Source organism: Paenibacillus hubeiensis, from assembly GCF_032334105.1.
Taxonomy (GTDB): domain Bacteria; phylum Bacillota; class Bacilli; order Paenibacillales; family Paenibacillaceae; genus Paenibacillus; species Paenibacillus hubeiensis.
The window spans coordinates 472,064-497,202 of the sequence record NZ_JAVYAE020000002.1 but is presented as its reverse complement, the minus strand read 5'-3'; the positions used below and the strand labels follow the sequence as shown (position 1 = coordinate 497,202).

At 49.4% G+C, this 25,139-nt stretch carries 11 protein-coding genes and 1 pseudogene; all 12 read right to left on the bottom strand.

What is annotated here, in order from left to right:
* Nucleotides 1-4: 4 nt before the first annotated feature.
* A complete protein-coding gene (locus tag RSX24_RS08805) occupies nt 5-2,338 on the bottom strand; it encodes an ABC transporter permease (RefSeq protein ID WP_343260323.1) in 2,334 nt (777 codons plus the stop codon).
* 35 nt (nt 2,339-2,373) lie between these two features.
* Nucleotides 2,374-3,114, bottom strand: coding sequence for a thioesterase II family protein (locus tag RSX24_RS08800; RefSeq protein ID WP_343260506.1), 741 nt, complete (start codon nt 3,112-3,114; stop codon nt 2,374-2,376).
* A 21-nt stretch (nt 3,115-3,135) separates the two neighbouring features.
* A complete protein-coding gene (locus RSX24_RS08795; protein WP_343260322.1) occupies nt 3,136-4,020 on the bottom strand; it encodes a hypothetical protein in 885 nt (294 codons plus the stop codon).
* The gene (locus RSX24_RS08790; protein ID WP_343260321.1) at nt 4,017-4,280 is read right to left on the bottom strand and encodes an acyl carrier protein; all 264 of its coding nucleotides are present in this window, start codon (nt 4,278-4,280) and stop codon (nt 4,017-4,019) included. Before RSX24_RS08790 ends, RSX24_RS08795 begins: the two co-directional genes overlap by 4 nt.
* Nucleotides 4,281-4,295: 15 nt before the next feature.
* Entirely contained in the window at nt 4,296-5,345 is a 1,050-nt protein-coding gene (locus RSX24_RS08785; RefSeq protein WP_343260320.1) for an HAD-IIIC family phosphatase, read from the bottom strand.
* Nucleotides 5,346-5,364: 19 nt separating this feature from the next.
* Nucleotides 5,365-6,216: a 3-hydroxyacyl-CoA dehydrogenase family protein gene (locus RSX24_RS08780; protein WP_343260319.1), complete on the bottom strand. Its 852-nt coding sequence runs from the start codon at nt 6,214-6,216 to the stop codon at nt 5,365-5,367.
* A gap of 29 nt (nt 6,217-6,245) precedes the next feature.
* Nucleotides 6,246-7,565, bottom strand: a complete 1,320-nt coding sequence (locus RSX24_RS08775) for an aspartate aminotransferase family protein (protein ID WP_343260318.1) — start codon at nt 7,563-7,565, stop codon at nt 6,246-6,248.
* Nucleotides 7,562-8,542, bottom strand: a complete 981-nt coding sequence (locus tag RSX24_RS08770) for an ACP S-malonyltransferase (protein WP_343260317.1) — start codon at nt 8,540-8,542, stop codon at nt 7,562-7,564. Before RSX24_RS08770 ends, RSX24_RS08775 begins: the two co-directional genes overlap by 4 nt.
* Nucleotides 8,539-9,690 (bottom strand): acyl-CoA dehydrogenase family protein, encoded by a 1,152-nt coding sequence (locus tag RSX24_RS08765; RefSeq protein WP_343260316.1) that lies wholly within the window; start codon nt 9,688-9,690, stop codon nt 8,539-8,541. The genes RSX24_RS08770 and RSX24_RS08765 overlap by 4 nt, the downstream gene beginning before the upstream one ends.
* Nucleotides 9,687-9,944 (bottom strand): phosphopantetheine-binding protein, encoded by a 258-nt coding sequence (locus RSX24_RS08760; RefSeq protein WP_343260315.1) that lies wholly within the window; start codon nt 9,942-9,944, stop codon nt 9,687-9,689. The genes RSX24_RS08765 and RSX24_RS08760 overlap by 4 nt, the downstream gene beginning before the upstream one ends.
* The gene (locus RSX24_RS08755; RefSeq protein ID WP_343260314.1) at nt 9,941-14,134 is read right to left on the bottom strand and encodes a beta-ketoacyl synthase N-terminal-like domain-containing protein; all 4,194 of its coding nucleotides are present in this window, start codon (nt 14,132-14,134) and stop codon (nt 9,941-9,943) included. The genes RSX24_RS08760 and RSX24_RS08755 overlap by 4 nt, the downstream gene beginning before the upstream one ends.
* Nucleotides 14,124-24,950: pseudogene (locus RSX24_RS32315) on the bottom strand (amino acid adenylation domain-containing protein); the annotation flags it as partial. The gene RSX24_RS08755 and the pseudogene RSX24_RS32315, both read right to left, overlap by 11 nt.
* Nucleotides 24,951-25,139: the final 189 nt, after the last annotated feature.

Sequence of the window (25,139 nt, the reverse complement as noted above, 5' to 3'; positions counted from 1 at the left end):
CTCCCTATTCCACGATCATTTTGGATATGCTGGCTTCCTTGATCGACTGGATGCTGATCCAAGCCGTCAGTACGATGGTTCCTGCAAGCAACAACGGACACAGAATATACGCCTGTATCGGGTCAATAACGAAGACAATACTGGAAGCGCCAAATGTGGACATAATACTGCTGACAAGCAGTGGTCCGAGCGTATTGGACAGTACTGTTCCGGCAGCAACTCCGAAAGTCAATATGATAAGTGACATGACTACATACTTTAGCTTAATCTTGGACAAGGCAAAACCGAGACTTCTTAGCACAGCAATATCGTTATTATCCTTGGCTACCAACATTTGAAGAAACAACGAGGTGATTAGTATCGATATGAATACCCCGATGGCCAAGGCCAGCATGGTGACCAGCTTTAATTGCTGAATGGTTCCCCCGAGCGTCTGATCCAGATACCCTTGAAGATCCGTCACTTTTGCTGGAGAGAAGGATGTTTCAAATTCGGCAATTTTGGCAGCCATTTGACTGCGATCTTTCAGATCAAGGCTGACCACATACCACAGCACACTATCCTTGTTGTATGGCAGCAGAGCTTTTGCCGTTTTTCCGCCATTCGTTACGTCCTGATAGATACCGCTGACCGTCATGACCTGGTCTTTGCCATTAACCAGCAAGGTTAGCTGTTCTCCCGTCTTCAGCCCGAGCTCGCTGCTGTTCGCATCGGACAATGCAATTTCGTTCTCGGTCGTTGGCGCATTACCGCTGACATAAGACAACGGGAAAATGCTGAAGTCGCCGGTTTCCACGCTCAGATTATCATAACTGCCCTCTGCATTCCGAACTTTGAACTGGCTTGTTACCAGCGGGGAATACGTTTTGATGTCGGGGTCGGTCTTGATCCGGGAAATCAGATTTTCATAGCGCTGCTCAACATCGTCAGTATGCCTCAAGTCAATGCGAATATCGCTTTGTCCTACACCCATATAGGAAATAAAGCTTGGTGCCTGCAAAGTGTTAAGGAAATTAATCGGCACGATCATGATGAACGAACTGACGACAAACACGAATAATAACAAACGGAACATCTTGATTCGCTGTACGACTTCTTTCAGTCCCAGAAAGATCGGCACGGAAGACCAGCGATTGCGGGACAGACTGAGACGATTGCGAACGATCTGTGTATCTCCCAGACTTCCCGTCCGAAGCGCCTCCACGGCAGAGATGGACCGAAACCGCCGCAGCACCGTCCGGCAGAACAGAACGACCATGGCAAATATCAATCCGGCAGCCAGTAAAGGCACGGCAAAATGCAGCAGGGTTGCAGGTGCTTTGCCCATATACAACAAAATATTTGAGACAAAAAGTCTGTTAACGCCTAGTGATGCAACGTAACCCAGCAGGGAAGCGAACCCGGCCATAAATACATACTTCATGAGATACAGTTTCTTAATGTCTTTCTCTGCGATCCCGATGGCTTTCATGACACTGATCTCCCGGTAATCCTCTTCGATCGTAGCCAGCATCGTGAACCGGATACAGAGCATGGCGATCAGAATCAGCACAAGGCTGACCAAAATAATAACGGCTGCTATTACGCCATCAGTCATGGCATTCAGTAACTGAAACAGTCCATAAGTCACAACCGGACCGGCATTGGGAAGTCCGGCATTCTGATAGGCTTGTGTGAACTCTCCTGTCTTTCCGGGATCGGTCAATCGAAACTCGATGAGATACTCCATCTCTCCGACACCCTGCTTCAGTTCCATCAGGTTGTCCGGGCTCACCACGAAACGTTTGGAGTGTACAACTGACGGGTTCATCTGGGCATCCCGGACAAAATCGACAATGGTATAGGAACGCTCAAATTGTCCATTATCGATTCGTATCTGGTCCCCCACGCTTAATTGATTCTGCTGCATGTAATATACGGGGACAGCAATCTCGCCATCCTTAACCTGTATAATTTCACTGTTCAAATTCAGTAAGTAGTCGAAATCCTGATTCTGAGCAACAAAATCGATGTCCATGACGCTATTTTTTTCAGATTCTGCTCCGAGAAACAAATTGGCGCCATCAATATTGACCATCTCTACAATCTGATGCTGGGCGACCATGGGTTGATCCTCGGCCCATGTGTTTACTTTGGCCTGATCCAGCTCTCCGGCATGCATTTGCACAAAGTGTGGTGTCTTGGATTCAGAGAACAAATATTGAATGGAACTCGTCAGCTCCATAATCATCCGTGACCCCGAAGATACCAGCAAGGCTGCCAGCAGTACAAAAATAAACAACGCAGCCGTGATTCCTTTCTTTCTGGAAATATCATTTCTCAGCATTCGTAGCAGCATAAACAAACATGGCTCCTCTCATCTACAAGTTGTTCCTATTCATCTGGAGTCATAAAGCTTGCCAGAACATGCGCCACCGTTGAAGGTTGATGCATCATGAACATATGACTACCCTCTCTGATGGCCTGAAGTTTCATTGGTGGTTCAAAATATCGGCCCCATTTCAGCGCTGATTGAAGGGAAACCGTGCGATCTCGCTCCCCCCACAGATACAACACCGGCATTGATAACGGCTGATGCTCAAGGCTTGCTGCCGACTCAAGCAGTCTGAAATCAGCCCGAATTACGGGCAGGAAATAATACAACAGTTCTTTTTCATGCATCAGTTCTTGCGGTAACCCTTCATAGGAGAACAGATGGTCAATCAGACTCTCATCAGACATCTGATCGTAGTTCTGCATCCCGCATTCGGCTGGCGTATTGCAGGCTGAAAGTACAAGCTGCAGCGTTTGCGCCACATCCGGAATTTCCTGATATAAGCGTTGTGCAACAAAGTAGGCAGTAATTCCTCCAAGACTATGCCCAAACAACGTACTTCCCGGCCCGATCACATTCAGGATCTGGCTGGTATACAGTTCCACCAGTTCCCGCATATGCTCCAGGGGAGGCTGGGTGTTCAAACCATGGCCGGGAGGTGTAAACGCCCAAATTTCCGTGTCCGGCAGTTGACCCACAAGGGGCTGAAAGCTCTGTGAGTGACCACCAAGGTAAGGAAAACAGACGAGTTGTCTGTTCCCCTTACCGGTTTGCAACTGTTCCAGATACATCGTTTCCATCACTTATTCACCACCGCCCGCCTACTTCGTGTCCAGAACATAAGCAGGAAATGTCTGAAGCGGGGCATCCACTTTTTTACGCTTAAAGACAACATGGATGATAACGGCCGATATTACAAAAAAGAAAAATTGCATAATTTGAACTTGCGGATTAAAGTAGTACAGGTCTATTTGGCTTCCTGTAGCTACAAGCCAGAATGCCAGCAGATAGAACAGAAGCGTACCTCTGGTTGCATTGAAAATGTAGCTCTGGAAAACGATAAACGCCATAAGTTGAACAACATAGTATATGTAGGTGGTTGAGGTGCCAAAAGAAGAAATCAGGTATCCCGGAAGCACCCATAATCCAAACAACAGACCTGTAAGCAGACCACTTGTGACGTTATTTTTTAACTTGCCTTGCAAAAAGGGGAGCAAAAAACCGATCCAGCCGAACAAGCCGCCGATGAGTCCCGTCTCCTTGAACAGATTCAGAATACCCAGCCAGATCATTTCCGGTACACTATATGTCAGCTCAGGAACGGGTATGCCGAACAACAAGGAACCAAAATGCATGGTCGAAGCGAACACAATTGAAATGCCTATAATGAGCGGAATCCAGAACAGGTCTTTTTTGCGCGGAACCAACCTCATAAACATCCCTTTTAATGCTTCCTTGCCTCCCATCAAATAACATGTAATTAATCCGGCAATGGAAGGTGAGTACAGGGCAATGATTGCGAGCGGATGCATGAGGGTTAATTCACCTGTGATCGGCACAATGAAATCGGCAAAGAACATGAACAAGCTTGCGATGCCATAACATGTACCGAAGGAAATCCCCAAAAACAGATACATGTATTTGTTGGATGGACTGGTTGCCGGACTCGTGACTGGACGGATGGATGCCTGATTCGCTGAAATCATATTGCCTCCTCCTTCGCAGTCAGCTTTCTCTCAATCAGATCCTGCAGACGGTTGATGGTGCAGAAATTGGCCAAGTCCAGATCCTCATTCCCGATTTCAATCTGGAATCTCCGTTCCACAAAGTCGACCAAACGCATGGCAAAGAGTGAATTGACGAACCTCAGCTCAAAGTAATTGTCATCATCGTGAATTGGAGTGTCCTCATGATCCATAGTAAGGTTATTTCCGATGAATTCCCGAATTTCCTGACGATAATCCACTGCCCTTCCCCCCTGTTATTGATGTTGCCTTTCAGGCACACAAACTTCAATGTAATCCGGAAACTCCACAGCTTGCTGCAAATCATGATAAAACAATACTTTTCCTTCCTCATCTATGGATTGCTGCTGAAATCCCGCAAAACGATAACTGATATTCATCATCCGGTTTCTTCCGGTATCTTTGAAATCAGCAAGCATCCGTTTACCCTGCTTCTTGGCTTCTCGCATAATATAAGTGAGAAGCACACTGCCTGCCCCTCTTGACATTACTCGGCAGGACATCAGCAGCATGTTCAGTCTCCATACTTCCGGTTGCATATGGATCAGCGCAAGTCCAATTTTCCCATACGTCCCATATTTGTCTTCCAGTTCACACACCAATAGCAGGTGATCCTGCGAGGTCATCAATTGATGCAGTTCCTCATAACTGTAGGTAATTCCCGTGGCATTTAGCTGATTGGTGCGAACCGTGAGTTCCTCAGCTCGTTGCAGGTCCTCTTCGGCGGCTTCATAGATGACAAACTTCATGCCAAGACTGGCCAAAAATTGTTCGGACGGCCCTTCATACTGTTCCTCAGCCTGCTTGCGGAGCGTATCAGCCTGATACATTTGCCTTCTGCGCGCAGAATCGGCTGTAATGAATCGAGGCATAAGCCTTGGATCATCAAGCAAGACCTCGCATTGATCTGCATGAAGCACATGAATGTCTGGATGTACGCTTTGCACTTCCTCCAGCTCAAAGGGCTGATCATCCACAAACAAAATCGCATCCATGCCGATATTGATGTTCTGCTGAATGCGCTGAACGGAAACAGACTTTGCGTCCCAATGGATTTCGGGATACAGAAAATAGTCGGCAATGCCCAGTTCAACAAGCTTTGCCCAAGCCAGCCCTGCATCATTTTTACTGGCGACAGAATGCAAAATACCTCGTTGGTCGAGTTTTTCAATCACCTCCTTTATGCCTGCCCTCAGTTGAACATCCCCGGATTCAAGCAAAACACCATCCCAGATCGTGTGATCCAGATCCCAAACGATACATTTGATATCCTTGATCCGTTCCATGGACATGCCCTCCTTCATCTTAATAGGCATAGAATCCCTGACCAGTCTTACGCCCCCATTGTCCGGCATCCACCATTTTCTGCAGCATCGGACAGCATCGGAATTTCGGATCCTGATAACTGTCGTACAATACTTTAAGTGAATGCACGACCGTATCCAGACCAATCAGATCGGCGGTCTCTAGAGGACCCATCTGATAGTTGAAACCTTTCTTCATAATGGCATCCACCTGCTCGGGCGTAGCAATGCCGTCCTGCACAATGTACGCTGCTTCGTTCATCAACAAATGGGAAAGACGATTGGAGACAAATCCGGGCAAATCCTCTATAACAACCGGGCTCTTCCCAAGACTCTCCAGGAATGCTACCATTTCAAGCTCTGTATCCTGCGTTGTATGGTGACCCTTAATCACCTCCACCATCGATTTAACGGGGACCGGATTCATCAGATGCACCCCAATCGCTCGGCCGGGGTCAGGTAAAAACGAAGCGAGCTTCGTAACGGAAATACAGCTCGTATTCAATGCATATATCACATCCGAACGGGCCTTGCGGCTCAAGCGTTCATAGACTTCCTTTTTCGACTCCAGATTCTCTGTCACATTCTCGATAATGATATGAGCTTCTTCAACACCGTCATCCTCTGTCTGGAACGAAATTCGTTCCATAATCAGGCTCAGGGGAACGTCACCGTACCCTCGTTTCAAGAAACAAGCCGAACGGTATTCATGGCGTATCGCTTCAGGTGCCTGGGCTATCGCCGTTTCCGTGATATCCTGCAGAATCACCCGGTAGCCAGCCCTCGCAACATCCAGTGCCGTAGCGCATCCCATAACCCCTGCGCCAATAATTGCAATGAGTCGATTATGCAAACCTAACCACTCTCCCTGTTGAGCTATCATCAGATCAGTTCGTCATAAAGCTCTTTCATCTCCGCAAGTGCGGCAGGAACACGCTCACTGAACCACGCAACGTCCTTCATGTCCAACATGATATTCGGATACATTCGCGAGAGCGTAGATACCAGAATACCGTGCTCGGCAAGCTTGCTGTTTAACAAAATATCAAAAGACATTAATTCAAAGGTATATTCAGCCGTATCGTTAAGCGGCTCTGTGCAGCAATGATAAGAGGCACAGCCCGGAGGCCCCTGAACAATTAGAGGAAGTCCGGCCTTCGCTGCTTCCCGGCGGAGCACGTCATGAATCATCTCGGCATGGCGATTCATGCTGTCCATCGCCTGTCCCCCATTGCGGCCAAGCATCTCCAGCGTGGCCTTTACGGCAGCGGTTCCCAGTGGATACCCATTGAACGTTCCGGCATGGATCACTTTTTTGTCAACGAGCAGCTTCATGATGTCCGCCCTTCCGACCAATGCGGATACAGGAACGCCGCCGCCGGCGATGGCTTTGCCAAGTGTCGTCAGATCTGGCGTAACACCGAACAGCTGTTGTGCCCCGCCCAGTCCCATGCGGAATCCGGTAATAATTTCATCGAAAATGAGAACGACCTGATGATCGTCACATAACTGTCTCACTTTTTGCAGATAACCCGGAGCAGGCATCACTCCGCCTCCATTTACGCAGACGGGCTCCATAATGACTGCCGCAATATCATCTCCTTGCTGGTGGAACAGCTCCTCCAAACGATCAGCATCATTCCATGGCAACAGATAGGACTGGGATTCCATGGCATCCCTCGCCCTCCCTTTCGTTCCTTTCATGTCGCCAGGATAGTCGGAAGGAACCGGCAAGCCTGTTCGGGCGGTCTTGCCGCCCATAATATTATCCGCATTGCCATGATAGTGGCCTTCAAAGCGTACGAAGCGATTTTTGCCTGTCCAGGCACGCGCAAGCCGAAGTGCATTCTGAACAATCTCCGTACCTGATAACCCGAAACGAATCATCTCCGCCGAAGGCACATATTGATGGATTAATTCCAGAGCCTCTGCATCCAGATCGCAATGACTCACGGAAAGAACGCGATCAATGGTATCCTTCAGGCACTCGTTATACTCCTCGTTGCCATGACCTACGATAAGAGCACCGAACCGGGCGTACAGGTCCAGATACTCGTTACCATTCATGTCCGTGACTCTGCTTCGGGAAGCATGGGTAAAGTGGAGAGGCGTTTCTTCCCAAGGAAGGTGAAAATTATAATGCACGCCTCCGGGCAGCCGTTGCTTTACCCGCTGGTTATAATCAGACATGTCTGTAATCATCCCGCTGCGCCTCCTTTATTGCTCTGAGTGATTGTTTCATGCAACTGGACCAATCTGGATCGATCTTGCAGATTATCTAGCGAATAGGCAACAGGCAGTGCTGTATTCTCAGCCAGCATGTTCCTAATGCTCTCCCCCGGACCCACATCAACCCATACCGTTGCCCCCAATTCATGCACACGCGTCAATGCCTGATTCCAGCGAATCGGCCGTAACAACTGCTGACTGAGCAGCTTGGGAATGTCCCCGGCCCCCTGAAACAGTTCCCCCTGTACGGTGGAGCATATGGAAAATCGAGGTGGGTTAAAAGCAATTCCGGCAAGCATCTCTTCGAGCTCAGGCTGAATAAACTGCATCAACTCGCTGTGATAAGGTGCGTCTGCTTTCATTGGCATCATGCGGAAAGGAATGAATTCTCCGCCAGTGTGATCCATTTTATCGTCCAGCAACCGAAGCCCGTTGGCGGTACCCGCAACGACGAATTGCCTCGGCGAATTGTAGCCTGAAATGGTCACATATTCCGTTTGACGTATGCTCTCTACCATTTCCTCAAGCTCTGCCTGGGCTATATCCACCACAAGTCCGGCTCGGCCTTTTTGTTCCTGAATTGCGCGGTGCATTAATTCGCCTCTTTGTGCTGTAAACCGAACCGCATCGGTAAACTGCATCGCTCCCGCTGCTACCAAAGCCGATATCTCTCCCAAGCTGTGGCCGATCGCGTAATCCGGAAAGATTCCTGTCTGGCGAACGAATGAGTCGAAGAGAACGTAGCTTGCCGTCACCACGGCAGGCTGAGCATGCACGGAGGCTGTGAGTTGATCGAGTGTCCCTTCCATAATCAGCGTTCTCAGATCATAACCGAGAGCCTCGCTCGCTTCGGCGAAAATGTGATTTGCCTCCGGCTCGTTGTTCAGCAAATCACTGCACATACCGATATACTGACTGCCCTGCCCGGGGAATAAAGCACAGACTGTCATACCACACCGCCGCGCTTGTAATATACTTTTAAGCCGAAATGCGAGATCATCTCCTGCTGCATCTGGGAAGATCCTTCAATAATTTCAAGAATCTTCGCTTCCTTGTACAGCCTGGATACCGGATACTCATTGCTGATTCCGTTCGCACCATGTACCTGGAGTGCATCGCTTGCCACTTCAACGGCAATCTTGGAAGTAAAATATTTGGCAATGGTTGTTTCCATGACAGCCTGCGGGTCTTTAGCTTCTCTCAGCTCTGCTGCCCGAAGACATAACGCCCTTGCCGCATGAACTTTGGTTACCGCATCTCCAATCATGCCGCGAATCAGTTGAAAGTGATGGAGTTTCTGGTCAAACTGCTTCCGCTTGCGCGAATAGGTCACCATGGAATCGAGCGCTTCCTGTGCAATCGCCAATCCTGCCCAAGCGATGCTGTATCTGCCCTGGTCGAGCGCTCCAGTCACAACGTATTCGAACCCTTCATTCAGACGTCCGATAACATGGGTCTTTGGTACATGCACTTCATGAAGTTCAATCTCAGCCAGACCGGTTTCGCCGCCCACCATGACACCTTCAATGGGTTTTGTCTGTACACCATCAAACTGGCGTTCCACCCAAAAAGCAGTGCTTCTTCCTTCTTTTGACGCGATGATGATAAACACATCTGCCAAATGTCCGAACGTAATCCATTTTTTTGTCCCGTTCAAAACATAACCATCCGCTTCTTCGCGCCATTCTGTCTTCACGTTTTTGGCATCCGAGCCAACTTCCGGCTCAGTCAGGCCAAAGGCACCAATCCATTCCCCATTCACCAGCTTGGGCAGCCAGGAAGACTTTTGCTCTTCCGTTCCAAAACGCACCAGAGTTTCACTAACGAGTGACGTATGTACCGTCAATAAACTGCGAACGGCCGGGAGAGCCTTGCCAAACACTTCCGTCAGCAGTCCATAATACTTGGGCTCAAGGCCCAGACCGCCATATTCCGTCGGTATGGAAGCCGCCAGATAGCCTTTTTTGGCCATGGCCCGAATCAGTGATTCAGGGATGGCTTGCTGTTCTTGAATCTGCTGAGCGTAAGGACGAATCTCGCGGGCAGCAAATACCTCAGCCTCATGAATAATCTCTTGCTGCAGGTCCAGTTCGATCATTCAACCACCCCCTCTTGAAGAAGTGATTCGTTGAGATATGAAGCAAACTCAGCGATGGTTTTGTATTCGAACAAAGCAACTGGACTGATATCAACTTGCAAATGTTTACGCGTACGATTGATAATTTTGAGGGCCTGGACAGAAGAGACACCCATTTTCAAAAAGTTCATCTCTTCATCAATATCCTCTGGCTCCTCGTTCAGTGCGGCAGCGATTTCGCTTTTCATAAACAGCACGATTTCTTCTTTTGTCATATCATGACCTCCGTTCCCTGATTCACGTTGACCCAATGGACATGCGGCTCGAATGGATGCGATGGCAGATGGACAACCTGACCCGAGCCATCAGGGTGTAACTGTTCCCAATCCAAAGCAGCACCAAGCACATAAAGCTGTCCCAGCAAGGATGCAAGCTGTTCCTCCATACCAAGTGAGGGCCGGCCGGATAAATGAATCCATTTCTCCTTGCCGGTTCCGCCTGCCAGCCCGGCTGTCTGATCTGAAGCGATCGTAATGACAATGTCGGCGCTTGCCGGATTGCTGGATGGGTCTTGAAGATGGCCCAGCCCAATCTTGCGGTTCACTGATATCGATTCACTTCCATGACCGATGTGATTCTGCACGTCATTTATATTCAACCTGGAAACCAGTTTTTCTCCGGCATTTATCCCGCGAATCTCTTGGATAGAAGGCACAAGGCGGATGAGCGTTTCAATCACACTTGCCCAATAGGTTGCATCTAATTCGGTATGATCGGCTGTAGATGCTGGGCTGGTCGCTGGATGAGCGGAAGTCGCTGTTTCTGGAAGACATTCCCGACCTCCAACCACAACCGTTACGCGAGAAGCACGATTTCTTGGCTTGAAACCAAATTGCATGCCCTCCAGATTCCACTCCCCGGTTGCGCTAACCATTATTGCCGCACGATAACGGTAATGCTTCCTGTACCTGTTCCGGGTAAAACACAGATCCGCCGGGGACAGATACACACGTTCCGACACATATTGCTTTGTATTATGGATCAACTTCTGCAGGGCCTGCTCCGTCTTGGCAGAGAACGTCAATAACTGCCCGCGTGCCGGGCCATCTGCCCGAACTGAAGTTTTCCATTCCTCCAGCACTATGTGGGCGTTGGTGCCTCCAAGCCCGAACGAGCTAATGCCCGCCTTGCGGGTCTTTCCTTCCGGAACGTCCCATGCCCGATGCTCGCTGACGATATGGAAAGGTGATTGTTCCAACCTCAGGGCCGGATTGGGATTGTCCATATGCAGACTTGGAGCCAATTCCTTATGCTGCATACTGAGCAGAACCTTAGCCAGACTGGCGCCGCTCGAAGCAGCGAACAAGTGTCCTATATTGGTTTTGACTGAACCTAATCCAATGGATGTGGTATTGTCGTAACCTTTTTCCTGAAATAACCGGAGCAAGGCGTTTACCTCTATTGGATCTCCAATCCTGGTACCGGATCCGTGTGCTTCAATGTAAGAAATCTCGCTTGGGTCCAGATTGGCATCACGATAAGCGGAGCGAAGCACCTCATATTGCCCCTGAGGATTGGGTGCCATGATGCCTAGAGAATAGCCATCGTTGTTAACCGCTGTCCCGCGAATCAGGCCGTAAATATGCTTATTTGCACGAACTGCCTCTGTTAACGGCTCCAAATATACAACAACTGCACCCTCCCCGATTACTGAGCCATCTGCCTCCCGATCAAAAACCTTCGTATGTTTCGTGGAAGAACAGATTCCGGCACGGCGAGATAACTGATGCACATGCGGCGAAGCCAAAATGGTTGCTCCCCCTACAACTGCACCGGAGATTCGCTTCTCCTGAATAGCTGTAGCAGCTTGCGTCAGTGCCACGAGGAAGGAAGAGCACGCTGTATCTATGGAGAGAGCAGGACCTGTAAAATTGTACAGGTGAGAGATGGAGGCGGCAGCAATATTGGACATATTGCCTACCATAGCGTGGGAATGGACATTCTTCTCCTCGCTTCGATTCATATAGTCAACAACCAGATCGAAGTACGTGCTAGGATTAATGCCTACATACACACCCACATTCCGCTTGTCCTCCTGATCTACAAGCATGCCGGCATCTTCAAGTGCCTCGTAAGAAACTTCCAGCAGCTTACGATGCTGCGGGTCCATAAATATGGCTTGTTCAGATGGAATCTCAAAGAACTCATGATCAAAGGTGTCCGGATGCTTGAGTGCCCCGATCCAGTCATCCCAGTCCGGTCGCTTTGAGCGCATTGCGCGATCTGCACTAATTCGTTCAACGCTGTCCAGCCCCTGGACCAGATTGCTCCAAAATTGTTCCTGGGTATCCGCATCAGGTAAACGCAGGGCTAGTCCCGTAATCGCAACGGCTCGATGTACATTCAGATGGTTATCTGGAAGCGCGGCCTGTTCCCTTGGCTTCGCTTCTGCAGGAAGTTCCTGCAGATAATCCACCATTTCGCGTACAGTCCTGCAAAAAACAAGCAGCTCTTGACCCAGTTCACGGCCCATAAGCGCAGACAGCCTGTCCAGCAGCTGGTAGGACAGAATGGAGTTGCCCCCTAAAGCGAGGAACGAAATATCCGTGGCAATTTGACCCACGGGCAACTGAAGTGTTTCGGCCCAAGCTTCACGTACCAGATGTTCCAACGGATCCGGGGCAAGTGTCTCGGATTGCTGTTCTTGTCTTTTTTGGAGAATCAGTTCTTCGATAACCTCGATATCTTTGTCGAAAGCTCCGCTTTCATAGTCGTTTCTCAGCATGAAACGCTGGACCTTTCCGCTTGTCGTTTTTGGAATTACCTTAATCGGAAGAACATGAGTGATTTCAATCCCCAATTCGGCTCTCATCCGGTTAATCAAATCCTGACGCACATCCAGAAACGGTGGACCTACCGATTTGTATTTCACAAATACAAGCAGTTCCTCCACTTGTTTGAGGCTGTTAAAATGCCCTACTACCGTCAGATTGCCTCTCGGGATGCTTCGATTCTGGTATAAAATTTCTTCCAGATCATGCGCATAGTGATTTTCTCCCCGAATAAAGACGATGTCCTTGATTCGCCCGCTGACCACCAGAGAGCTATCAACCATGAAACCCAGATCTCCTGTCCGAAGCCATCCATCCACATATATTTCACGGTTCAGGTCAGGAAGGCTGTAATATCCGGAAGTTACCGATTCTCCGCGAATCTGGATTTCGCCAACCACACGCTCATCCAGCACTTCCCCCTGCTCATTTGCAATCCGAATTTGAATTCCGGTCATGGGATATCCCTCATGTACAAATTCGATTACATCCGTTGGATCGAAATTCGTGTCCGGGACTGGAACAGCAAGTCCTTCCTGCACGAGCTTTGTGCGGGAGATTCGTTCAATGCGCGCCCCTTCCCCCAGGATGGAAGTGCATACGCCTACAGTAGCTTCGGCCATGCCGTACGCAGGAAACATCATGTCCCGCCGATAGCCGCAAGGGCTGAATTTCTGGACAAAGCGCTCAATCACTGCTGTGGATATAGGCTCTGCACCATTCAGCGTCATGCGCAGGGAAGACAGATCAAGTGAGGCGAGCTTGGAATCCGGAATCTTTTGAACCATCCATTCGAAACCGAAGTTGGTACAGCAGAACCACTTCCCTTGGTGCTCCGTAATCTTGCGCAAGAACAGATAAGGCGATCGTACAAAAGTATAGGGAGACATGACCATAATGTTGGCACCGCTCAAAATAGGGGTAAGGTGCTGTCCAAACATCCCCATGTCATGCGTATGAGGCAACCAGGTAAACACATTGTCCCCTTCTTCCGATCCAAGGAACGTCTTGCAGGCAATGCTGTTCGCGATAATATTGTGATTCGTCAACTGAACCCCTTTGGGAATGCCTGTACTTCCTGATGAGAACTGCAGAAATACAATATCCTCAGGTGATGTTGTGCAAGGTTCTGCCGGTACCTCGGCTACTTTGAGCTGGCTCACGCTGATTAACGAAAGGTCTTCGAATACCGGGCTGACCGCAAGCTGCCGATATTTCGGCATATACGCTTCCTCGACGATCACCACCGGACGCCCCAGTACCTCCCACACTTTAGTGAATTTCTCCAAACCGGCTGAGCCTGGCTCCCAGGCTGCCGGCGGGCTGACGGGGGCGACAACAATCCCCCCAAGCATACAGGCCCAAAAAGTACGGTAAAATTCCTGGGACTGATCAATTTCCAAAATAACGACTTGTCCTTGTCTGATGCCATGATCACGAAGACATTGCAGGTACATGCGCGCCTCATTCAGCAATTCCGGGTATGATTCAAACTGTTCGTCACCTGAAGAACTGATATATGTGATTCCCTTCTCTGGATGAACCTTGGCAATATGCATCAGGAGCTCGGCTACAGTCGAATAATGCTCCGGCACAATCAGCTCCGGCCCCCGTTGTATGGATTTACTGGACATGCTGCACCTCCACTGCCTCATTATGAACTTCCACTTTCACATCGCTGCCCATCTGGTCGTGAATAAGCTGTTTTAGACGTTGGATATCCAGCCCTGCCTGACAAGCCAGATGAACAAAAAGAAACTCTTCATCGTAACGAATGACCCACTCGAATTGGGCGAGAGCTGGCTTCAGATCTCGTTCGTCCGATGCTTCGAACATCGGGACCACCTCTCGACTGGAGATATAGCCCTGATAATTGAACAAAATCAAATTTCGCGCTTCCTGACCTGCGGTTTGTCTGTATGCCGGCCCCAAGTGTTTCTGAATGACAGCATGATCTGCTGAAATGGAGGCATCTTGTGTAAGTGCCATAAAATTAATGTTATGCCGTTTCACTAGTTCCAGTCGGTTCACCAAATCCTCCTGAGTGAAATCACGGTCCACAAGCAGCGGGATCAGATCAAGGAATTCACCCGCATAGTTGTAATAGGTTTCCTCGCCGTATTCCCTTCCGTAATGAACCAGAGCAATGGGCAACTGGCTTACGTCCAGATAAGCTGCAATAATGTCGGCAAAGGATTCAAAACATGTCCACCAGTCCTCCGCAGCAGCTTCCACTGCACGGGTTAACTTCACCGTAATCGCTGAAGGTTGCGGATTCTCTGCTTCCATGAACTTGTTCATAACGTTGCTGTTACATGCTTGCCATGACTGAAGCGAGAATTGATGCTCCAGTTCATTCTCGGAAATGCCCACAGGCCCTTGAGACAATACGCGCACGTAATCCTCATAATCCAATACTTCGTACGGAGGCCCCACTTCAAAGTCTGCGCCTTGCTGTACATTGAATGCCTCCGTCTCCAGCTGTTGTTTGATAATCTCGGCACTCATGCCATCAAACGCCAGATGATCAAAACTCCACAGCAGCTTGTGCTCCTTGATGCCTGTACGCAAAATGCATAAGCGCCAAGGCAATTCCTTCAGATCATATGTCTTGTGCAGCAGAGACTGTGCCAGTTTATACTCCAATTGCCTCATGGTAGCCTGGGCGTAATGGCGCGTATCCAGATACGGGATCAATTGCTGCAGCATATCGGCGGCTAACGATAAATCACACTGATGCCAGTTCAGAGTATCTTCTTCGTATATGATGCTGTGCAGCAGTTGATGCCGGGCTACAACCCTCAGAATCAATGCTTTTACAACCTGTTCATTCAACTCGCCTTCAAGTGTTGTTATAAATCCGCTTGCTCGTGAAGTTGTGGAAACATGTGCCTGTTGGATTGGGGACAGTGGGAAACGACCAACGGTGGCCGTGCCCGCCATGAAGGCTGAAACCTGATTACAGCTATTTAAGACATGCAGGACCAGGCTGTCCAGTTGATTCTCATGAAGTGTGATGTCCTGTGGAATGGTAATGGGGGACTGAATATGCAGGCGATCTTCGGACAAAACCGATGCTTGAGGACTGCGCTGTACCCGATTGGCAAGCCCTCGAACTGTAGGATATTGGAATAATTCGTTGACCCTGATGGCAATTCCTTCTTTTGACAAAATTTGAGTTAATGCAATCGCTTTAAGTGAATGCCCCCCGTTCTGGAAAAAATGATCCTCCACATCGAGGGCCGAATTACCCAATACCTGACGCATGGCATCAAGAATAATTCGCTCCACCCTTGTTCTGGGTGAGTTCTCACCCTGAGACACCTGTTGAACTTCAGGCAGATCCGACAAGGCTTTTCGGTCCACTTTGCCATTCGCATTGATCGGCAGATGGTCCAATCGTCGAATTCGTGCAGGTACCATATATTCAGGCAACCGCTGTTGAAGTTCTCTTCGAAGTTCCTCGGCATGAATTACAGCATGGGGTTCACATGTGTAATAGGCAGTTACGTAAAGACTTCCCGAATCATCGTTGGCTGTCATGACAAAAGCGTCCCGGACCCCCGGAAGGCGTTCCATGCAGCTGCCAATCTCCGATAACTCAATCCGAAAACCTCTAATCTTGACTTGAAAATCAGCACGTTCAATAAACATCAGACTGCCGTCCACCAGACGTTTGACGATATCACCCGTGCGGTACATCCGCTCTCCGCTGCGGAAGGGATCGTCCAGAAAGTGCTTGCTTGTAAGGTCCTCGCGGTTGAGGTATCCAATACCAACTGCGTCCCCACTGATATACAGTTCGCCAGGAACATTCGGTGGAACAGGCTTCATATCATCATCCAGAACATATAAAGCGGTGTTGGATAATGGATATCCTATAGGTAATGAACCTGTATAAGGCTCCATTTGTTCTAGTAAATGGTAGGAGGCGAAAAAGGTGGCTTCCGTCGGCCCATACCCGTTTAACAGCCTGCCTGGCCCCACGGCCGCGAGTGCCTTGTTGGCATGACTCACCGATGCAGCCTCACCGCCAAACATGACTCTGCGCACATCCTTCAAGCATTCGACGTCCCAATCCACCAGTAGATTGAACAACGAGGTCGTGATGAAAAATACCGTAATCCGCTGTTGTCGGATGACATCAGCCAAACAAGACATATCCAGGATGCTTTCTTTGGAAATCAATACAAGCGTTGCCCCATTTATTAATGAAGCGAAAATATCAAAAATGGAACCATCAAATGCATAGTTGGAAACTTGCAGGATACGATCCTCGGGCATCACAGTGACAAAATTGCTGTTTTTCATCACTTTGATCACATTGCGATGACTCATCACGGTGCCTTTCGGAGTTCCCGTTGATCCTGAAGTATAGATGATATAAGCCGGGTCCAAGGCAGTTGTCCCCTTATCCCCTGCATCTCCCATAGGCTCAGCCATCGACGCCGAACCGAACGCTTCGAGTTCATCGGCTGGCACGACGCAAGATATCACTGGCTGCCAGACAGAAACATGCTCCTTTTCCGTTAACAGCATGGATGCCCCGCTATCCCGCAAAATAAACTCGATTCTCGCTGATGGCGAAGCAGGGTCAATCGGTACATAGCTGCAGCCTGCCTTGAGTGTAGCAAGGATGCTGATCATTTGGATCGGTCCACGGTCCAGGATCAGAGCAATGCTGGAGCCTGAGTTCACTCCATGACTCTGCAGTCTGGAAGCTAACCATTGAACCCGGTCATTCAATTCAGCATAACTCCATTCGGTGTCTTCCCAAACCAAAGCAGGCCGTTGTCCGTGTAACCGAACCTGCTCTTCGAACAACTGAGGAATGGTGGCCTCCCGCGGATACTCAACGGCATTGTCATTAACTCCGTATAGCAGCCAATCTTCCTCCTCCGGAGTGGTGAGGCTGATCTGACGAACCCGTTCCACATTACCTGCCGTAATCTGGGACAAAATATACCGGAATTTATCCAGCATCAGCTTCATGGATTCCGCTTTGAACAGTTCCGAACGATATTCCAGTTCTACCGTGAAATGCCGCTCATGTTCGACCACTGTCCAGGTCTGGTCAAACTTGGCCTCTACACGGCCTTCTATCCATGGTTCAAGCGTCAATTCCCCGGCTTCAGGATCAGCCGTTCCCATGTTGATGTAATTCAGCACGACATCGAAAAGCGGATTGCGATTGGTGTCACCGAATAAACCAAGCTGTTCCACCAATGCCTCGTACGGATATTGCTGATGCTCATAACAGGATAACAGCTTATCGCGCATCCCTTGCACATACTCTCCAATGGACAGTTCTCTGTCCATGCTTGTGCGGATGGCAAGCATGTTGACAAACATCCCTACAACACTGCCAAGTTCGGGTTGTTCGCGGCCCGCTACCGCTGTACCTACAACAAGATCATTCTGAGCCGTATACTTCCAGATCAACACATTCAGGGTTGCCATGAACAGCATGTACGGGGTAATTCCTTGTCTTGTACAGAATTCGTTGACCTGACCATTTAACAACTCATCCAATGCTATGGAAATTTTATCTCCTCTGTAGGATAGAGCTTCATGTCTAGGATAATCCGTTAGCAATTCGAGCGGTGCCGGCATATCCAAGAACTGCTGCTTCCAGAATTCTGCGTCTTCAGCAGATGTTCCCTGTAGTGCTCGCTCATCAAGCCATTCCGCATAGTCCTTATATTGAATATCCAGCGGTTCCAATGCTTCTCCCCGGTACATGCGAGCAAATTCCTGCATCAGGATGGCAAGGGAACTCTGATCGGAAATGATGTGATGCATGTCGACAAACAAGATGTGCTCCTCTGCCGAGAGACGATGGAGCTTAACACGAATCAATGGCGCATGGGTCAGATCAAAAGGCTGTATCCATTCCTGCATATGTTCCATCTGTATGGTTTCCGCTTCCAGCATTTCCACGATGGTTGGAACCTCATCCTCCACAACCTGGAAAAGCTCACCCTCAATCATTTCAAACCGGGTACGGAAGGATTCATGCCGCTGAACCAGCGCATCCATAATCTCCTGGAATCTTACAGGGTCAAACTCACCTTTAATCCTGTAGAAGCTGGCGAGATTATATGCCGTGCTCTCACCATTCATCCACTCATGCATCACGTACATTCTTCTTTGCGCAGAAGTCGTCTTGTATCTGGCCTTCCGGGTCGCAGGCGGAATGGAGTTCGTTGAATTGCAGCCGTTCGCGGCCTGGTGCTCACTAATCCATTTGACCATCTGGACAAAAACAGAATGTTCAAACACATCATCCAATCCGGAGTGCAGACCGAACATCTCCTTCAGTCTTGACGCCAAAGATATCGCCTTCAACGAATGACCCCCAAGCTGGAAGAAATCATCTTCGGGATCGACTGAATCGCAGCCGAGCAATTCCTGCCACAATTGCAGCAAAACGGTCCGGATCTCCTTCTCTGTCATTTGAACCTTTGCATTTCCGGACAAAGATGATTCTGCAGCCTGACTCACTGCTGCCTGAGGCATTCCTGCAAGCTGATACAGTGGGACATCATGACTATGGGCAATTGGATCAAAGGAATAGGTTGGCAACGGAATGATCTGCCCCTGATCGGTTCCGTGGAGCTGTGCCCAGTCCAATTCAACGCCGGAGCACCAGCAGGAGCCAAGCGCCTTCATGAAATATACGTCCGCCTCAAGCAAACTCCGGTGATTCTCAAGAAGAGAAATGACATTAGTCCTCGAAAGCACTGCTTCATCGCTTTGATCCGTATCCTGCTGCAGATTAGCCATGATCCAAAGCGCACTCCCGGCAATCTCTGACTGAGAATCCCGATTCAGCAGCGGGAACAGCATGTTCCCTGATAGCAACGGTCCAATTGTTGACGCAAGGTCCGCTACGCTTTCAACCGCCAGCCCTCCTGATAAGGCATCTGACAACGCTCCCTCTTGCATTGACCATTCTTCCTTGCTGTATAAAAGAGAAACGGCATGAGCTGGCTCAAGCGCACCACTTATCACCAGTCCAGCAAGCTCACCCACACCTTGCCCGCAAACAGCATCCGGCTTGACACCGAACTGCATCGCCGTCCTGAACAGTGCGTACTGCACGATAAAGCACTGTATCCGCTCGAGTCTGGAATCCGTTAGCGGTCGTCCCATGCCTTGGCGAATCGCATACTGCTCTCTTGATTCGAAAAGAAGCAGTATCTCTTCAAAGTGCAGTTTGAAAATCTCTGATAGCTGACTACGATACACGGAAGCGTAGAGCTCCCGAATTTTCCGTGCTTCCCAACTTGCGGTTCCGCTGAGATAGAACATAATCTTGGGCTTGCCACCAGCCAGGCTCGCCTGAGTCTCATACTCGCTGGCCTGATCTCTTGGCGGAATATAACCGTCTACGGCAACCATCACTTTTCGGTGATTAAACCTGCTTCTCCCCTTTTGCAAGGTCCAGGCAGCATTGGACAACTGTTCCGGTATCGCAGTGATCGCCTGCAAAACCGAATCATACGTACGATCCAGCGCAGTTTTACTCTTGGCGGAGAAGGGAAGCAACTGCAAAGACTGATAATTTGCAACGTTCTCCCGAACGGGCGGCTGCTCCAGAATAACATGAGCATTGGTACCGCCGATTCCAAACGAACTGACCCCTGCGCGCAGAACCCGCTCCGGGTCTTCGAACGACTGTGCCTCCGTGTTGATATAGAAAGGACTATGTTCGAGATCCAGCATCGGATTCGTCCGTTGCAGGTGAATCTGAGGCGGAACCATCCGATGATAAAGCGTCAGAACCGTTTTGATAAACCCTGCAACACCTGCTGCCGCGTCAAGATGCCCAATATTGGCTTTGACCGAGCCCAGAGCGCAATAATTTCTGTTTTCTGTTCCCCACGACTGTCGGAGTGCTTCGATCTCAATCGGATCGCCCAATTTGGTGCCTGTTCCATGTGCCTCCAGGTAGGAGATCTCACTTGGAGCAACTCCCGAACGTTGAAGAGCCGCTTGAATTACTTTGACCTGTCCGGCAACGCTTGGTGCCGTATATCCGATTTTGTCCAGGCCGTCATTATTGATTGCCGAGCCTTTAATAACTCCGTAGATATGATCTCCGTCTCTCAACGCTTTACTGAGCGGTTTAAGGACAACCATTCCGCATCCGTTACCTGATACTGTACCTGATGCCTGCTCATCAAACGGTCTGCAGTGTCCGTCTTTTGAATAAATCATGCCTTCATGCCAGAGATAGCCTTCTCTTAGCGGATAGGAGATGGAGACACCTCCGGCAAGCGCCACATCGCACTCTCCCCGAATCAGAGACTCTGCTGCCTGATGAATGGCAACCAAAGAAGTTGAGCATGCGGTCTGCACTGCCATGCTGGGACCTCTGAGATTTAATTTGTGAGAAACCCGGGTTGTAATATAATCCTTCTCATTCAGAGTCATGGCTTCAAAAGCCTGCAATAGATTGCCGGAACGACCGAGAAACTGTACCATCCATGGCAAACTCATTCCACTGCCGGCAAACAAACCTATGGAACCCTCATAGCTGTACGGATCGCACCCGGCATGCTCCAGCGCTTCCCAGGAACACTGATGAAGCAAACGTATTTGCGGGTCCATCATATTGGATTCCTGATAGGGATAATCAAAGAATTCGCAATCAAAATGACCGGTATCTTGCAGCACACCCTTGGCTCTCACATAATCCGGATGTTCAAACTCCTCAGGCCGGACCCCTGCATCTTTTAGCTCCTCCTCCGTCAAACGGGTGATTCCTTCCTTGCCAGCCATCAGGTTTTCCCAGAACTCATCAATATTTCTTGAGCCAGGGAAGTGCCCAGCCATACCAATAACAGCTATGTCGGACGATGCTGACATTTCGGCTGTATGCCTTGAAAGAAACGGCCGTTCCTGTGCCGATGCTTTCCGCTCCAATGCGTTCGGTCTCACTTGTTCTGTTTCAGCTTTGCTCATCTCGTAAGGTACCGGAGTGCTTGCCTGATTCAGGTCCTTAACGGTAGATTCTGCCGAAAGTTCAGGGACACTTTCCATTCGCATCGGCTGTGAAACTGGCGACGACGCTTGCCCGGACATTAGATGATCGACCAGTGATGCAATGGAAGAGTGCTCGAACAATTGCACCAGTGGAACACTTTTTTCCAGATACGCATTTAACCGATTATTTATGAGGATAAGTCCAAGAGAGCTGCCGCCGATGTCAAAAAAATGATCATGGACTCCAACGTGATCCACGTTAAGTACTTCCTTCCAGGCCTCGACGAGCATCTGCTCCAATGCTGTTTTCGCCTGTTCCGTACCCTGACTGGAAGAGTTGTAGGTCAAGGCCGGACTGTTCGTATGTTTCGCCTCATAATCAGCCAGTTGAAGAGCATTGCGATTCAGTTTGCCGTTAGGCAGCACAGGCAGCTTGTCCAGTCGAATCAAGCGGGAAGGCATCATGTAATGCGGAAGACGCTCTCTTAGCCATGACCGAAGCACAGCATCCACGTTATGTTCCAACCCGGCAGCTTCAGGCTTCAGACTATAATATAGAATTAAATACAGCTGATGGGACTCGGTTCCTTCTGTTTTTGCGACAGCCTCCCTTACGAATGCATGGCTCATCGCTGCCTGTTCAATTTCGTTCAATTCAATTCGGTAACCGCGGATTTTCACCTGTTGATCAATCCGTCCCAGTAACTCAATATCTCCATCCGGCAGTATACGGGCAAGATCGCCTGTCCGGTACAAACGGCCACCCAATACGTTGGAATTAACGATGAATCGTGCTTTCGTCTCGGCTGAATTGTTGAGATATCCTCTGGATAACCCTTTGCCTGCGATGCACAGTTCCCCATAACTTCCGGGCGGCAGCATCGCTCCCTCATCATTCAGAATATAGATCTCTGTATTGGCAATCGGCTTGCCGATCGTGATTCTGGAGGCATCATCCAATTGTTTGGTCGTTGACCAGATTGTTGTTTCCGTTGGCCCATACATATTAAAGACTCGGGCCGATGTAAGCCGCTTCAAATCAGAGAGCAGCCCCGCCGGAACACGTTCTCCTCCCGTAAGAACGCACCTCAGATTCCCCAGCGTCTGGGCAAATTCGGGATTTTCAACGAATGCTTTAATACGGGATACCGTGCTCAGAATGTGTGTAATGCCATATTCACGAATTCGATGTGACGCAAGGACCGGATCAAGCTGCTCCTGCTCATCGGCCAGATATAGCGAATGCCCTGTAGATAAAGGGGCCCACACTTCAAATCCGAAGATATCAAAAGAGATGGTCGTTACGCTGATCATGCGGTCTGTCTCATGTGCAAAAATCCTTCTGTGCCTGATGTCCTCCACAAAATTAACCATCGCCTCATGGGTAACCATCACTCCTTTGGGCCTCCCGGTTGATCCTGAAGTGAAGATGACACAGGACAGGTCCAAAGACTGGACGCTCACATCCGGATTGACGGATGAGCGCACATCACGGGCTGTCGAATCATAGATCATCCGTACTCCGTCAAAAGGTACTGCATTCTCTTCGCCAGGTGTGCATAGCAGCAAGTTCATCCGGCTGTCTTCCATCATGTTCAGAATCCGCTGTGGCGGGAAGGCGGGGTCCAAAGGAACGTAAGCTGCTCCGGCTTTCTGCACAGCGAGAAGCATGATCACCAGCGCTTCATTCCGTTTGGATAATATGCCTACAGGTTCATCCCGGCTTACGCCACGGTCAATCAGTTTCCATGCCAGCGTATTGGCTTTTTCATTAAGTTCCTTGTACGTAAGGGCAGCTCCCGACGCTGCAAGTAAAGCTACTTTGTCTGGCGTGAGCTCTGCCTGCGTTTCAAACAGACCGTGCAGACCATGCGTGTAATCATTTTCCAGACGCGGACCAGCGAGTAAATGCGTTGCGTACTCCTGGGAAAGAGCATTTCTTTCAAACAACTCGCCCAAAGACCAATTCGGCTGACGTACAACCTGTTCGCACAAGCCGATAAAATCCTGCATCAGCCTTTCGATTGTCGTCCGGTTGAACAAATCCAGCGAGAATTCAAGATATCCTTCAATGACTTGCTTCTCCCTGTTTTCCTGACAGGTCAGCAGCAGATCGTAGATAGACGTGCCCGTCTCCACCGGGAAAGAATTGAATTGCAAGCCGTCAAGCTCAAGTCCATGCTGCTCCATGTTCTGATAATCAAAACAAACATCAAACATCGAATTTCGATTCCGTTCTCTCTTTAAGCCCAACTGCGCGACAAGTTCATTAAATGGATACTCCTGATGCGCAAAGGCATCCAGTGTATGCTGCTTGAGTTCGCGCAGAAAGTCAGCATACACGCGCTCACGTGCCGGAAAGTTGCGCATCGCAATCATATTTACGAACATGCCTACCGTCTCTCTGCATTCCTCTTGCAGCCTGCCCGCAACAGGTGTTCCTACCACAATGTCCTGCTGACCAGTGCGCTGCGCGAGAAGCAGATTCCACACACTCAGCATCACCATGTACATGGAAGCTTCCGAGGATGAAGCCAGCTTGTGCAAATGCTCTGTCAACGAAGGACTCAACGTGAAATGGAGACGTTCCCCTTTCAGGGATCGCTGTGAAGGACGATCATGATCGAGCGGAAGCTGCAGAACTGGCACAGAAGGGCCAAGATGTTCCAGCCAGAATGCCCGATGCGAATCGTAACCGTGTGAAGCGAGACGTTGCTGCTGCCATACCGCGTAATCTTTGTATTGCAAACGGACTACATGTTCTCCGCCAAAGTACAATGTATTAAAATCTCGAGTTATGATCTCGACAGATGTGCCGTCCGCGATAATATGATGGATATCAAAGAACAAAAGATGCTTCCGTTCGTCAATCTTAATCAGCTCAACACGCATAAGTGGAGCCTGCCCCAGATCAAACGGACGAATCAGTGACTGGATGTACGAAGCCACCTCTTGTTCGTTTTCCAATTCCTGCCGGGCATAACCTATATCCAGGCTGACCGATGGATGGACGATCTGAACGATCTGATCCCCCCGTATCTCAAACGACGTTCTAAGGACTTCATGATACTGCACCAGCTTATCCAAAGCTGCTTCAACCTTTCGGCGATCCAAATCACCTTCAATGATGGTTGCAGATGGCAAATTATAAGCCGTATTGCCCGGATCAAGCATAGCTTGAGTAAACATCCGCATCTGGGCAGAAGAGATTGGGTATGCGTCCATATGGGGCGCAGCGGGAATCGTCTGTTGATTGGTTTCAGGTTTTGCCATGGCATACAGATGCTCCGCCAATTGAACAGGCGTAGAGTGATTGAAAACATCTGCAACCTCGGATTGAATCCCCGTATAAGAGCGGATGTATGCAGACAGGCTGACGGCTTTGAGGGAATCTCCCCCGACCGAGAAGAAATTAACGCTTTCTTCCAGGTCGTCTATGCCAAAAATCGTTCGATATGCCTCAAGAACAACCTGCTTCAACTGATCTGGCCCCCCATTGTAGAAGGCCTTTCCCACAGGAGTAGAACGGCTGTCTTTCTGATCCGAATTCATCGCATCGTACCTGTTCTCCACTCCTGCTTTTGTTGATGTCTTCGAAAGCGAGACACCAACGGGATAGGACTGCTTGTTGAATACATAAGCAGGCAG

Excerpts from the sequence above, each read along its gene's own strand:
- RSX24_RS08775 (WP_343260318.1), bottom strand. The coding sequence starts at position 7,565 with ATGATTACAGACATGTCTGATTATAACCAGCGGGTAAAGCAACGGCTG.
- RSX24_RS08805 (WP_343260323.1), bottom strand. The coding sequence starts at position 2,338 with ATGCTGCTACGAATGCTGAGAAATGATATTTCCAGAAAGAAAGGAATC.
- RSX24_RS08760 (WP_343260315.1), bottom strand. The coding sequence starts at position 9,944 with ATGACAAAAGAAGAAATCGTGCTGTTTATGAAAAGCGAAATCGCTGCC.
- RSX24_RS08785 (WP_343260320.1), bottom strand. The coding sequence starts at position 5,345 with ATGGAACGGATCAAGGATATCAAATGTATCGTTTGGGATCTGGATCAC.
- RSX24_RS08755 (WP_343260314.1), bottom strand. The coding sequence starts at position 14,134 with ATGTCCAGTAAATCCATACAACGGGGGCCGGAGCTGATTGTGCCGGAG.
- RSX24_RS08795 (WP_343260322.1), bottom strand. The coding sequence starts at position 4,020 with ATGATTTCAGCGAATCAGGCATCCATCCGTCCAGTCACGAGTCCGGCA.
- RSX24_RS08770 (WP_343260317.1), bottom strand. The coding sequence starts at position 8,542 with ATGACAGTCTGTGCTTTATTCCCCGGGCAGGGCAGTCAGTATATCGGT.
- RSX24_RS08765 (WP_343260316.1), bottom strand. The coding sequence starts at position 9,690 with ATGATCGAACTGGACCTGCAGCAAGAGATTATTCATGAGGCTGAGGTA.
- RSX24_RS08800 (WP_343260506.1), bottom strand. The coding sequence starts at position 3,114 with ATGGAAACGATGTATCTGGAACAGTTGCAAACCGGTAAGGGGAACAGA.